Consider the following 12,577-nt stretch of genomic DNA (forward strand, 5'->3'; position numbering starts at 1 on the left):
AATTATTTTTCTAAGGGTGTTTCTGTGTATATGAGTTGTCCATCAGCGCTTAGACCATGTTTTAGGGAGGAAGAGAAGAATCATTGGATAGATTTCAAGACGTCCAGCAATCATGGCCAAGGAAAGTAAGAATTTTGAAATGGGGCTAAAGATGGAGAAGGTTTGACCTGTTCCAATCATAGGTCCAATGTTGTTGAAACAACTAAAGACAGCGCTGACAACCGTCATGAAGTTATTATTGTCTAGACTGACTACAAAGAGCAAGCCGATTGTGATAAAACTGTATATTGTAAAGTACTTGAGGATCTGATGCTGTGTATCCTTATCGAGTACCGTATCATTGACATGCAAGGTCAGAACGCGGTTCGGAGACAAGGTTGAAAGAACCTGATTTTTTGCGATTCGCCATAAGGTCAAGCACCGAATGACTTTAAGCCCCCCAGCGGTCGATCCAGCAGAACCACCGATGACCATCAGCATCAAGAGGATGAACTGAGAAAAGAGAGGCCATTTTTCCGTCGTTCCATAACCAAAACCGGTAGTAGTGATGATATTGGAAACTTGGAAGAAGGAAATTTCAAAACTCTTTGCGACATTGGCATAGAGATGAAGGACATTGTAAGCGATCAAGATACTGGACACGAGGACGATGGTGATATAGGTCCGCAATTCCTCATCTTTAAAGAAGGCCTTGAATTTTCGGATCATGAGGAAGTAGTAGAGGTTAAAGTTAACCCCGAAGACTAAGACCCCGATACTGACCAAATAGGTGATCAAACTACTATTGTAGTGGGCGATCCCATCGTTAAAAACGGTAAAGCCCCCAGTACCAGCTGTCCCCATGGCGATGACAAAACTATCATAAAGGGGCATGCCAGCAAGGAAATAAAGAACCACAAAAAGGAAGAACAAGCCCAAGTACAAGAAGTAGAGGATTTGAGCAGTGTTTTTTAATTTGGAAACGACTTTCCCAAAAACTGGACCAGGAACTTCCGCCTTCATGACTTCGAGGTGGCTGTTCTTGTTATTGTCCATAATCGCAAGGGCAAAGACCAAAACTCCCATCCCCCCAATCAAGTGGGTGAAACTGCGCCAAAAGAGGAGAGAGTGGCTGAGGACACCCACATCATCTAATATCGTTGCCCCTGTTGTTGTAAAGCCAGAGCTAACTTCAAAGAAGGCATCGATCATGTTGGGGATTTGTCCCGAAAAGACAAAGGGAAGGGCCCCGAAGAAGGACCAGAGGATCCAACAGAGTGCTACAATCAGGACTCCTTCTTTAGCATAAATGTGAAAGTCCTTTGGTTTGTGAAAACTACCAAGGAGGCCAAGCGCAAGGAGGATGGACATGGTTGCTCCAATAGAGACAAAGACCTTGGCAGGTTCCTGATACATTGTTGCGACCACTAAGGGAACGATCAGGAGACCTGCCTCAATTAAGAGGAGCTTGGATAAGAGGTAACGAATCATGCTTCTATTCATCAGGTTTACCTCTCAAGTAAATCGTAGATTTTAGTGACATTTTGAATCAAGGTGGTCACGACAATCCGATCCCCTACCATCAAACGGTCATCTCCATTAGGGAAAATAGCCTTACCATCTCGAATAATGGCAGCGATCAAGACGCCTTTTTTCAATTTCAATTCAGAGAGAGGATATTGGGTTAGTTTATTGTCTTCCTTGATTTGGAACTGCAAGGTTTCAATTCGTCCGTTTGCGACATGGTGCAAAGCTTCTAGATTTGAGAACTGTGCATTGTAGCGTCCACGAATAAAGTGCATAATGGTATCTACAGCGATGCGTTTTGGAGTGACAATACTGGTCATATCCTGATCGCCAATGATCTCCAACAGACTGGTTCGGTTGACCTTGGTAATGTTCTTTTTGACTCCGACAGAATCCAAGAACATGGAGGTGATGATGTTTTCTTCATCAACCCCTGTCAAAGTAGCCACAGCATCGAAGTTATTGGCGCTCTCTTCTAAAAGAATGTCTTTAGCGGTTCCGTCTCCATGGACGACATAGAGATCAGGAAATTCCTGACTAAAGAATTCCGCCCGTTCGCGATTGACCTCTAGGACCTTGAGATCGATCTTGCGGCGCACATCTTGAAGAATATTGAGCAGATAGTAGGCAATTTTCCCAGCACCAATGATCATCATGCTCTTAATGACCTGAGGGCGAACATTGTTGTGAAAGAGAACGACCTCGATCCGATTACCTGTTACGAAAATTTTGTCTTGAGGTTGCAAGACAAAGTCCCCATTTGGAATGGTGAGTTCGTTGCCACGTTCGATCGCACAAACAATGACATTTCCGTATTTCTTTCGGAATTGGGATAGGCTCATATTGCAGAGATTGCTATCTGGCTTGATTTTAAATTCCATAAAGGCAACTCGGCCATTGGCAAAATGCTCCACAGAAAGGGCATTTGGAAAGTCAATGATATTGGCAATATAACGAGCTGTCAGCAATTCCGGATTGACAACCAAGGAGAAGCCCAAGATATTTTTTTCCTTGAAGTAGGAATTGGAATATTCTGGATTCCGCACTCGAACGATGGTTTCTTTGGCCCCCATTTTTTTAGCCAAAACAGCAGAAACCATGTTCACTTCGTCGTACTCGGTCATGGAAATGAAGATATCGCAGTCTTCAACATCTGCTTGCTCCAAGATCTTGAAGTTAGCTCCATTTCCTAAAATCCCAATGATATCAAACCGTTTGGTGATATGGTTGAGAACGGATTCGTCTTTTTCGATCAAAATAACATCGTGGTTTTCAGCAACGAGAGAACGACAAAGCGCCGTTCCGACCTTTCCTCCACCAACAACAATAATTTTCATAGATTACCTCCAGAGTATGCTTCTATCATACTCTATTTTCAAGAAAAATTCATCTATTTTAAGGACTTTCTGGAGGAATTATACCAAGCTAAGGAACAAGTGGGAAAATTGTCAAAATAGAAGAATGAGGAGGGATCGAAAACTTTGATATAGTTTCTTAAAAAAATCTAAAAAAACTATTGACAGGAGCTTCAAAAGTGATATACTTAAAAAGTACCTTCGTTGATTTACCTCAAACCTGTTGTGAGTTAAGTTAATGAAGCTGTAACCACGCTGTTTGCTGAGCTTGACTCCGGGCAGTGTGGCTATTTTTTTGTCAGAAAGAGATCGAGTATGAATATTGAAGAACTGGACTACCAAGAGTCAGCGGCTCAAAACCACATCGTCTTGTTCCAACCTCAGATTCCACAAAATACGGGAAATATTGCACGGACTTGTGCGGCGACCAATTCCCCCTTGCATATCATTCGCCCCATGGCTTTTCCGATCGATGATCGCAAGATGAAGCGAGCAGGACTCGATTATTGGGACAAGCTGGATGTTCGTTTCTATGATAGCTTAGAAGAGTTTATGGAAGTAGCGCGTGACGGTCAGGTGCACTTGGTGTCTAAGTTTGCAAATCAGACTTATTCGGACGTTTCTTATCAAGACGAGAAGTCCCATTATTTCTTGTTTGGACGCGAGGATAAAGGATTACCGGAAGATTTTATGCGCCAGCACGAAGAGAAGGCCATTCGCATTCCGATGAATGATGAGCATGTCCGGAGTTTAAATGTCTCTAATACCGTCTGTATGATTGTCTATGAAGCGCTTCGCCAGCAAGGGTTTAAGGGGCTGGAGTTGAGCCATCGTTATGAGCACGACAAGCTCAAATAAGAACGAAAAATTAAAAGACGAACGATGTAATCTATTAAGTTACAAAAACTTGCCACGGCAGGTTTTTTTTGTTATGATTAAGAAGTCTTCAGGGCAGGGTGTAATTCCCGACCGGCGGTGACTTTTACTAGGAAATGTTCTTTTTCTTTTCTACTTTGTTGCCAAGCTTTGCCTAACTAGAAGTTATGCCTAGAGCTTGTCGCCTCATCTAAAAGAAAATCTCCATTTCCATCCTCTAAAAGAAGTCCGCGAGCGCAAGCTGATGTGGTGTGATTCCACAACCGACAGTATAGTCTGGATGGGAGAAGACGAGAGACGAATAGACTAACAGCTATTCTGATCTGTTTAGAGCTGATGCATGGGAATAAAACGTTAGTGGCTGAGACTGACTAGCGACATGTTTCGATGGAAAGTAGCTAAAGTAACTAGAATAGTTTCTAGTTTAAGCTTTGTTTAAATAGTTTAGAGTAGAATGATGGGGTAGACGTCTTTCCAGCTTCTCTAATTTTTTAAAAATTGGAGGAACCTGTTATGACAAATACACGTAAACTGACCCTAGTGGCTGTTTTATCCGCTTTATCTTTTATTTTGATGTTCTATCAATTTTCTTTCTTGATAGATTTCTTCAAAATTGATTTGAGTATCATCGCCATTTTGTTGGCCTTGGTCCTATTGGATTTTAAAAGTGCCGTTTGGGTAACCTTGATCCGATCTGTTCTTAAATTAGCCCTTAATAATAAGGGGCTTGAAACCTTGATCGGATTACCAATCAATATCATTGGAGTTCTTGTTTTTGTCCTTGCTTTTGCATGGATTTGGAACAAGGAACGGACCCATGGCCGATTTGTCCTGGCTACGATTATTGGAACGATCAGTTTGAGTATCACGATGGTATTGGTGAACTATGTCTATGCAATCCCTTTGTATGCTCGCTTTATGAACTATGATATTTCGAAAACACTAGGGCTTGTCCACTATTTAGCCGCAATGGTTGCACCGTTTAACCTGATTGAAGGAGTGATTTGGGCCATCGCATTTGGATTGATCTACACTCTTTTGCAACCGATTTTGAAAAAATATGAAAAATAAACAACAGCATTGGGCGAAGGCAAGCTTCGCCCTTCTCATTTTTGTCATTCTTGGGTATGTGATTCGCTTTTACCCGCAACAATTAACTAGTTTTGATAGCGCGATTCAATCTACTATTCGAGGCGATCTGCCTGCACCACTGACAGCCTTCTTTACCAAGGTAACCCATGTCATGGATACCAAGATCATTGTCATCTGGGTGGGTCTTCTGCTAGCTGTCTTTGCCTATAAGAAATGGTACAGCGAAGCCCTCTTTCTGGGGAGCAATCTGGTATTGACAGGTCTTTTGGTTCTTCTTCTAAAGAATATCTACCAGAGACCGAGACCAAGTATTCTTCATCTTGTAGAGGAAAAGGGCTTTTCTTTCCCGAGTGGTCATTCACTGGCGTCTACCCTTGTTTTGGGAAGCTTGATCCTCATGATCGGCCAGCATGTAAAACATAAAACAGCCCGCTATTGTCTTCAAGGCTTGCTGGTTCTGGGAATTGTGACCATTGTGGTTTCCCGCGTTTATGTCGGAGTCCACTATCCATCAGACGTTCTTGGCAGTATGATTTTGGGCCTTGCTGTCTTGCAGTTTGAGTATCCCTTGTATGATCGCTTGCGGTTTCAATGGCGCTTTACAGGCAAGCAAAAATAAGTATCTACCAACTAGGAGTTGAACTCGCGTTTTGAGTTCGACTCTTTTTTTGATAAAAAGCGTTAATAGTCACGGCATATCGTGATATAATATAATCAGAAAGGAGGAAGATATGAAAATATCAGAGATTGCTGAACTAATGGTAGCAACTGGAACCTTATTAACAGGAATCGCAAGTGTTATCATGGCAATAAAAAAAGAGCCAAAAGAACGCAAGCCACGCAAAGCAAAGCGGTTCAGATAAGGCTCTGGTAGGTCGGGGCGAAAGCCCCTTATACCTACCATGATTATATCATATCGGTCAATAAAATGAAATATTTACCAATTTTCACAATCGTATTTTTTATATTTCTGCTGATTTTAAAAGACAGATGGAAATAAGAGGATGGTTAAATGAGAGAACAAATAGAAAAGTTATTAAACAGCGAGATAAGCACAAGCGCAATTGCCAAAGGCGCAGGCGTTCCTTGGTCTACAGTAGCAGACATTAGAAAAGGGAAAACCAGTATGGATAAAATGGCCTTACTTACAGCAGAAAAATTGTATAACCTTGCTGAAGAGTTGGAGAAGAAAAATAATAAAGATATTTAACGAATGTTCGGAGAGTTCCAAGCATAGATAGATGCTGACCTCTGCAGTCGTGGAAGAAATGGAAAGGGATAGCAGTATATTTTAAAAACCACTCATAACGAGTGGTTTTTGTGTTTATAACAGTAATTATCGAGATTATCTATTATAACCTCAATCGATTGACTACGTTTTTATTTATTTGAGCGTTATTTGACCGTATCTAAAATATTGTAGAATCAACCAACCTTATCTAATGGATACCTAATAGTAATCGTTTTAAAATTTTGCTATAATGAAGGGTATGAAATCCTACAATACTTTGAATGATTATTATCGAATTTTATTTGGAGAAAAGACCTTTAAAGTCCCTATTGATGCAGGCTTTGATTGTCCTAATCGAGACGGAACAGTCGCCCATGGTGGCTGTACTTTTTGTACGGTCTCAGGTTCAGGAGATGCCATTGTGGCCCCAGAAGCTCCGATTCGAGAACAGTTTTACAAAGAGATTGATTTTATGCATCGGAAATGGCCAGATGTGAAGAAGTACTTAGTCTATTTTCAAAATTTCACCAATACCCACGATAAAGTGGAAGTCATTCGAGAGCGTTATGAACAGGCCATCAATGAACCAGGAGTAGTAGGAATCAACATTGGTACGCGTCCGGATTGTTTACCAGATGAGACCTTGGCCTATCTAGCAGAGTTGACAGAGCGCATGCATGTGACGATTGAGTTGGGCCTTCAGACTACTTATGAAGCGACTTCTGAATTGATTAACAGAGCTCATAGTTATGAACTCTATGTTGAAACCGTCAAGCGCATTCGAAAACAAGTACCGAAGGCTGAGATTGTCTCCCATTTGATCAATGGGCTTCCGGGGGAAACACACGAGATGATGGTGGAAAATGTTCGCCGTTGTGTGACGGACAATGAGATTAACGGGATCAAGTTGCACCTTTTGCATTTGATGACCAATACACGCATGCAACGCGACTACCATGAAGGGCGTCTCCAACTCATGAGCCAGGAGGAATATGTCAAGGTCATTTGTGACCAACTAGAGATTATCCCTAAACATATCGTGATTCACCGAATTACAGGGGATGCGCCTCGTGATATGTTGATTGGCCCTATGTGGAGCCTCAACAAATGGGAGGTCCTAAACGCCATTGAAACTGAAATGCGTCGTCGTGGAAGTACCCAAGGATGTAAGCTAGAAGAAAAGGAGAGTGCCAATGCTTCGACCACTTGAAATGGCCCATCAATTTTTAGCAGAAGTCATCACCAAAGAAGATGTGGTGGTGGATGCGACCATGGGGAATGGACATGATACGGCCTTTTTAGCCCAACTAGCAGGCCGGGTCTATGCCTTTGATATTCAAGAACAGGCCCTTGTAAATACCCAAGAAAGACTGGAGAAGTTGGGGCTTCAAAACGTCCAATTGATTTTGGATGGCCACCAGCATGTGGATTACTATGTAACGAATCTCAAAGCAGCAATTTTCAATCTGGGTTATCTACCAGCTGCGGATAAATCAGTCATTACCCTGCCAGCTACCACGATTGAAGCCATGGAGAAAATCTGTACTCGCTTAGAAAAAGGTGGGCGTATCGCAATTATGATTTATTACGGTCATGCGGGGGGAGACATCGAGCGTGATGCAGTGCTGGACTTTGTCAGCCAACTCCCACAAAAAGAATATACAGCGACCATCTACCGGACACTGAATCAAGTGAATCAGCCACCGTTTTTGGTTATGATCGAAAAATTAGAAAGCTACCGTCATGGATAAAGAATATTTAAAGAACAAAATTGAAGGAATGAGACATCATTTTGTCGAATCGACCATCCACGAGCGAGAAACAGGTTTTTTTGATGAAGCCCATATGACCAAAAAAATGCTCAAAATAAAAAAGAAATTGGTTTCGCTTGAGATGGAACGCTGCCAAAAGAAGATTGAGCACAAGGATGTAACCAAGACAGACCAAAAAATTGCGGAGTTAAAACAGCAATTTGAGACTTGCTGCCAAGAACGTTAGGGAGGGAGGAAGATGGAATTACTCCTTTATGCAGTGATCTTCTCGATGATCTTGATCGTCTCAAATGTCACCAATAAACTTGTGCCGAGCCTTCCTCTGCCCTTGATTCAAATCTTACTAGGGATCGTTTGGGCCCTTTTTGTCCCAGAAGAAAATTTTCATCTAGATACAGAGCTATTTCTGGCCTTGGTCATTGGCCCTCTCTTATTTAGAGAGGCAGAAGAAGCAGATATAACTTCTGTCTTGAAGCACTGGCGCATCATTCTTTATTTGATTTTTCCAGTGATTTTTATCTCAACCATCAGTCTGGGCTGGGCAGCTCACTCCTTGTGGCTGAGCCTTCCTCTAGCAGCCTGTATGGCCGTAGGGGCAGCTCTAGGTCCAACAGACTTAGTAGCCTTTGCTTCCCTGTCTGAGCGCTTTACCTTTCCAAAGCGGGTTTCGAATATCTTAAAAGGAGAAGGGTTACTAAATGATGCCTCAGGTCTAGTTGCCTTTCGAGTGGCCTTGGCAGCCCTTGCGACCGGAAGTTTCTCCCTTGGAGAAGCAGGGGTTTCCTTAGGAATCTCCATTATTGGAGGATTTGCAGTGGGAATCTTGACGGCCTTTGTGAACCGTTGGCTGCAAAAATTGCTCTTGAGTGTTCGCGCCAGTGATATTGCCAGTGAATTGTTATTAGAACTGAGTCTCCCACTGTTGACCTTCTTCCTAGCAGAAGAACTCCATGTCTCTGGTATCATTGCAGTAGTTGTGTCAGGGATCCTAAAAGCCAGTCGCTTTAAGCACATTACCCTCCTTGAAGCGCGGGTGGATACTGTGAGCCATACTGTCTGGAATACGGTCAACTTTATCTTAAATGGCTCGGTCTTTGTCATCTTAGGAATGGAATTGGAAATGATTGCCAAGCCCATCTTAAGTAGTCCCATATACAATAATCTTCTTTTAGTTGTTTCTGTCTTTCTGTTGACAGCCTTGCTCTTCTTGATTCGTTTTGTCATGGTTTACCTCTTTTATTGGTTCCGAACGGTTCGACTAAAAAAATCGTTGAGAAATTATCTAAAAGATGCCTTATTGCTGACTTTTTCGGGTGTGAAGGGAACGGTTTCGATTGCGACGATTCTTTTGATTCCAACCAAGATCGAAAAAGAATACCCCATCCTACTCTTTTTAGTGGCAGGAGTTACCCTTGTCAGCTTTATTGCTGGCTTAGTGGTACTTCCAAAATTATCAGAAGACAAGGAAGAAACCAATGACTACCTCATGCAGATCGCGATTTTAAATGATGTTGTCATGGAGTTAGAAGCAGAACTAAAAAATAGCAGGCACAAGGGTCCCTTGTATGCGGCGATTGATAATTATCATGGTCGCATAGAAAACTTAATTCTAGGCCAAGAAAACAGGCTCATTCAAAAGGACTGGGAACAATTGAAGCTCCTGATTTTGAGTATTGAAAGTGACGGCTTGGAACAAGCCTACGAAGAAGGGAAGATTCGAGAGCGGGGCTACCGCGTCTACCAACGCTATCTTCACAATATGGAACAACGTGTCAATCGCAATCTCTCGTCTCGCTTAACCTATTATTTCTTGGTCTCCTTCCGACTTTTGCGTTTGTTGGGACATGAAATTGTCACATTTGGATCTGGTTTTAGGAATTGGTGGAAACACGAAGATCGACAACTAGAAGCCATTGATTATGACCAGATTGCGGCCCTTTATCTGGCCAATACGGAAATCATCATCGAAAGTTTGGAAGACCTCAAGGGGATTTATCGGAGCAGTTTGATCTCTTTCCTACAAGAATCTCGCCTGAGAGAGACAGCCATTATTACCAGTGGAGCCTTTGTGGAGCGGGTTATTAACCGGGTGAAACCAAATAATATCGATGAAATGTTAAGAGGCTATTATTTGGAGCGGAAGATTATTTTTGAATACGAAGCGCAACACCTGATTACCGCTAAGCAAGCGCGCCGTATGCGACAAAATGTCAATGAATTAGAAAGCTATTCCCTAAGAGAAAGTGCCAATACTCTTCCCTATGATATGATCGAGTATGCACGGAATCGATAAAAGTAAAAGAGAGTGGGACAGAAATCGGTCATTCGTTAGAATTCGATTTCGTCGTCCCACCTCCGCATAGTTGAGTAGGGCTGTAAAAACTGATGAAATCAGCGTAGTAGAGCGCACTCAACCACTGCGTCTTGCTCGACAATCCAAAGAAAATTGAGAGGCTAGGACTTTTGTCCCAGCCTCTTTTGATTTATTCATGATCTTTTGTGTGTCTGATTTCTGGTTTGACAAAGAGTCGCTCGTCACCCAGATCAATAAGGGATACTGGTACTTCATAAAATTGACTAAGGACATGGGGAGTTAGGATCTTTTCCTTTGGTCCTTCTTCGACCACTTGACCATGTTTGAGCAGGAGCACATGGGTCATGTCTTTTGTAATTTCCTCTGCATGGTGGGTGACGTAGATCATGGTTGGTGCGTGGTCCAGTTGTTTGATATGATGGATCTGACGGAGGAGCTTTTCTCTGGCAAAGAGATCCAATCCACTAGAGGCCTCGTCAAAAATGATCAGATCTGGCTGGTCCATGAGGCTTCGTGCAATGAGGACCGTCTGCTTTTCTCCCTGGGAGAGCTCACGATATTTACGGCCGATTAAAGAACTAGCTCCAATCGAAGTCAGCATATCCCGTGCCCAGTTTAGTTCTTCCTCCCCGTATGCAGCATATAAAATACTACTCTTGTATTGACCGGTTAGGACAATTTGTTCTGTCAAAAGATGCTCTGGCAGTCTTTCTGAAATAAAGGAGCTAACGATCCCAATACGTTTGCGCAACTCAGGGATGCCTCCTTCTCCAAAGCGAGTTCCAAGGACAGTGACCTGGCCAGAACTAGCCCAGTATTCAGACATCAACAGTTTGAGGAGGGTTGATTTTCCTGCCCCATTGAGACCTAAAATCGCCCAGCATTCATTTTCTTTCACTTGCCAGTTAATTTCTTTTAAAAGGGCTTTTCCATTGCGGATCAAATTGACGTCTTGTAGTTCAATCAAATTATTCATAACTTCATCCTTTTGATTAAAATCCCCTTTATTCTATCATAAAATCTTTTAATTTAAAGATAGAATTATCAGAAATCCCATTGTTATAGGGTTTCTTGCTTGTCGTAATACATTGTATTCTGACTTTGTTCAGTTATTTGTTCAGTTACAAACTCCCTAGAGCTGTTTCATAGAATGAAACAGCTTTTTTTGCACTCTCTTTTGAGAGGTGACTATATGTATCCATTGTCATAGATAAAGTGGAGTGCCCTAGTCGGTGCTGGAGTTCTTTATATGGTATTCCAGCATTTAATAACAAACTAGCGTGAGTGTGTCGGAAACCATGGAAACCAATATTAGGCACTTTAGCACGTTTAAAATGTGTTTTTAATCTTGTAAAAAGAGTACTGTTATTCGGGTATTCATGGATAAAATCTGAAAAGACTACTTTTGCAGTTTGTCCTATCTTCCAAGCCTCTTGGGTTTGCCTACGTTTGTACTGTTTTAATATTGTAACCGTTTGGGGGTCAATATCGATATCACGGTAACTAGATTTTGATTTAGGACTATGCACCTCTTGCATACGGTTTAGTGTTTTTGTAACGTGAACTACGGCTCTATCTAGATCAATATCAGACCATTCCAGCGCCAACGCTTCATTAATACGGCAACCAGTAGCAAGTAGGAAGTTGTAAAGTGTTTTCTCGTAAAAATAGCGGTATTTATCACTATCCAAGTTGTCCAGATAGTCCAAAAACGTTTTTAACTCAATGTTATCAAAGTGTTTAATCTTTTGGCGCTTTTCTTTCTGGGTATTTCTTGGGAGAATGACCTCACGAGCTGGGTTAAATGGTATGGCTTTCATAACCACACCATATTGTAAGATACGCTTGTTTACAGTATGGATTTTCTCATAGTGTAAATAAGCCCCTTGCTCCCCGTTATTTGTCTTTCCAGCTAATTTGTTAATTATGTTTTGAATTAGTGGAGTGGTTAGTTTATCCAGCTTATAACCCCCGAATAATGGCAGGATATGTTTATTTAAAATCTTACTCATGTTGCCTTGAGTATTTGGTTTTACTGTATGCTTATAGCTTTCCCACCATAATTCAGCGAGTTCTTTATATGTTTTAATTGTCGCTTCTTTGAATCTAGTAGAACCATTTTGAATGAAGTCTATTTCAGCTTCTTTAGCTTTCTGTTTGACCTCTTTTCTAGTTCTAGCTGTGATACTAGTTTTTACATCTTTTCCCGTTACTCGGTCAATCCCTAAGTAAATGTTAGCACGGTATACAGTTGTACCGTCTTTCTTTTTGTGTTCTGTAATTTTCATGATCTAAACCTTTCTAATTCATCAGCAGGCAAGCTGTAAAGGTTTTAGTTTGTGGTTTATATCATGCCAGGGCTTCACAGATTGCCCTGTATTCAATTTTAAAGGGGTTAGACGGTTGATTATATATCGGATTGTAGAAAGCG

The 12,577-nt window shown here is 41.7% G+C and carries 13 protein-coding genes and 1 riboswitch; of the genes, 9 read left to right on the top strand and 4 right to left on the bottom strand.

Going from position 1 to position 12,577, the window contains the following annotated elements; all coding sequences use genetic code 11:
• Positions 1–42: 42 nt before the first annotated feature.
• Positions 43–1,482 (bottom strand): TrkH family potassium uptake protein, encoded by a 1,440-nt coding sequence (locus JX304_RS05425; protein WP_205011590.1) that lies wholly within the window; start codon positions 1,480–1,482, stop codon positions 43–45.
• Positions 1,483–1,487: 5 nt separating this feature from the next.
• Complete coding sequence (trkA, locus tag JX304_RS05430; protein WP_205011591.1) at positions 1,488–2,843, bottom strand: Trk system potassium transporter TrkA; 1,356 nt, start codon at positions 2,841–2,843, stop codon at positions 1,488–1,490.
• A gap of 333 nt (positions 2,844–3,176) precedes the next feature.
• Here trkA and JX304_RS05435 point away from each other — a divergent pair, with 333 nt between their 5' ends.
• The 9 genes from JX304_RS05435 to JX304_RS05470 all read left to right on the top strand — a co-directional run bounded on the left by JX304_RS05435 (position 3,177) and on the right by JX304_RS05470 (position 10,125).
• Positions 3,177–3,719, top strand: coding sequence for a tRNA (cytidine(34)-2'-O)-methyltransferase (locus tag JX304_RS05435; RefSeq protein ID WP_205011592.1), 543 nt, complete (start codon positions 3,177–3,179; stop codon positions 3,717–3,719).
• A gap of 80 nt (positions 3,720–3,799) precedes the next feature.
• A riboswitch (FMN riboswitch) is annotated at positions 3,800–4,033 on the top strand.
• Positions 4,034–4,250: 217 nt separating this feature from the next.
• Positions 4,251–4,808, top strand: coding sequence for an ECF transporter S component (locus tag JX304_RS05440; protein ID WP_049472288.1), 558 nt, complete (start codon positions 4,251–4,253; stop codon positions 4,806–4,808).
• Positions 4,798–5,448, top strand: coding sequence for a phosphatase PAP2 family protein (locus JX304_RS05445; protein WP_205011593.1), 651 nt, complete (start codon positions 4,798–4,800; stop codon positions 5,446–5,448). Before JX304_RS05440 ends, JX304_RS05445 begins: the two co-directional genes overlap by 11 nt.
• 112 nt (positions 5,449–5,560) lie before the next feature.
• On the top strand, positions 5,561–5,692 hold the full coding sequence (locus JX304_RS10885) for a hypothetical protein (RefSeq protein WP_256263199.1): 132 nt from the start codon (positions 5,561–5,563) through the stop codon (positions 5,690–5,692).
• Positions 5,693–5,841: 149 nt separating this feature from the next.
• Positions 5,842–6,039 carry a DNA-binding protein gene (locus JX304_RS05450; protein WP_205011594.1) on the top strand — a complete coding sequence of 66 codons (198 nt, stop codon included), beginning with the start codon at positions 5,842–5,844 and terminating at the stop codon, positions 6,037–6,039.
• Positions 6,040–6,310: 271 nt separating this feature from the next.
• The gene (locus JX304_RS05455; protein WP_205011595.1) at positions 6,311–7,270 is read left to right on the top strand and encodes a TIGR01212 family radical SAM protein; all 960 of its coding nucleotides are present in this window, start codon (positions 6,311–6,313) and stop codon (positions 7,268–7,270) included.
• A complete protein-coding gene (locus JX304_RS05460; protein ID WP_205011596.1) occupies positions 7,254–7,811 on the top strand; it encodes a class I SAM-dependent methyltransferase in 558 nt (185 codons plus the stop codon). The genes JX304_RS05455 and JX304_RS05460 overlap by 17 nt, the downstream gene beginning before the upstream one ends.
• Positions 7,804–8,058, top strand: a complete 255-nt coding sequence (locus tag JX304_RS05465; protein ID WP_003008329.1) for a hypothetical protein — start codon at positions 7,804–7,806, stop codon at positions 8,056–8,058. Before JX304_RS05460 ends, JX304_RS05465 begins: the two co-directional genes overlap by 8 nt.
• A 12-nt stretch (positions 8,059–8,070) precedes the next feature.
• On the top strand, positions 8,071–10,125 hold the full coding sequence (locus JX304_RS05470) for a cation:proton antiporter (protein WP_205011597.1): 2,055 nt from the start codon (positions 8,071–8,073) through the stop codon (positions 10,123–10,125).
• A gap of 190 nt (positions 10,126–10,315) precedes the next feature.
• On the opposite strand, the gene JX304_RS05475 is transcribed toward JX304_RS05470, so the two are convergent.
• The gene (locus tag JX304_RS05475) at positions 10,316–11,122 is read right to left on the bottom strand and encodes an ABC transporter ATP-binding protein (RefSeq protein ID WP_205011598.1); all 807 of its coding nucleotides are present in this window, start codon (positions 11,120–11,122) and stop codon (positions 10,316–10,318) included.
• A gap of 145 nt (positions 11,123–11,267) precedes the next feature.
• On the bottom strand, positions 11,268–12,434 hold the full coding sequence (locus tag JX304_RS05480; protein ID WP_205011599.1) for a tyrosine-type recombinase/integrase: 1,167 nt from the start codon (positions 12,432–12,434) through the stop codon (positions 11,268–11,270).
• Positions 12,435–12,577 lie beyond the last annotated feature (143 nt).

The sequence above is a fragment of the Streptococcus parasanguinis genome (assembly GCF_901875555.1).
GTDB lineage: Bacteria > Bacillota > Bacilli > Lactobacillales > Streptococcaceae > Streptococcus > Streptococcus parasanguinis_H.

Bases quoted from the DNA above. Each gene is read 5' to 3' on its own strand.
- trkA (WP_205011591.1), bottom strand. From the start codon at position 2,843: ATGAAAATTATTGTTGTTGGTGGAGGAAAGGTCGGAACGGCGCTTTGT.
- JX304_RS05425 (WP_205011590.1), bottom strand. From the start codon at position 1,482: ATGAATAGAAGCATGATTCGTTACCTCTTATCCAAGCTCCTCTTAATT.
- JX304_RS05450 (WP_205011594.1), top strand. From the start codon at position 5,842: ATGAGAGAACAAATAGAAAAGTTATTAAACAGCGAGATAAGCACAAGC.
- JX304_RS05460 (WP_205011596.1), top strand. From the start codon at position 7,254: ATGCTTCGACCACTTGAAATGGCCCATCAATTTTTAGCAGAAGTCATC.
- JX304_RS10885 (WP_256263199.1), top strand. From the start codon at position 5,561: ATGAAAATATCAGAGATTGCTGAACTAATGGTAGCAACTGGAACCTTA.
- JX304_RS05445 (WP_205011593.1), top strand. From the start codon at position 4,798: ATGAAAAATAAACAACAGCATTGGGCGAAGGCAAGCTTCGCCCTTCTC.
- JX304_RS05470 (WP_205011597.1), top strand. From the start codon at position 8,071: ATGGAATTACTCCTTTATGCAGTGATCTTCTCGATGATCTTGATCGTC.
- JX304_RS05440 (WP_049472288.1), top strand. From the start codon at position 4,251: ATGACAAATACACGTAAACTGACCCTAGTGGCTGTTTTATCCGCTTTA.
- JX304_RS05475 (WP_205011598.1), bottom strand. From the start codon at position 11,122: ATGAATAATTTGATTGAACTACAAGACGTCAATTTGATCCGCAATGGA.
- JX304_RS05480 (WP_205011599.1), bottom strand. From the start codon at position 12,434: ATGAAAATTACAGAACACAAAAAGAAAGACGGTACAACTGTATACCGT.
- JX304_RS05455 (WP_205011595.1), top strand. From the start codon at position 6,311: ATGAAGGGTATGAAATCCTACAATACTTTGAATGATTATTATCGAATT.
- JX304_RS05465 (WP_003008329.1), top strand. From the start codon at position 7,804: ATGGATAAAGAATATTTAAAGAACAAAATTGAAGGAATGAGACATCAT.
- JX304_RS05435 (WP_205011592.1), top strand. From the start codon at position 3,177: ATGAATATTGAAGAACTGGACTACCAAGAGTCAGCGGCTCAAAACCAC.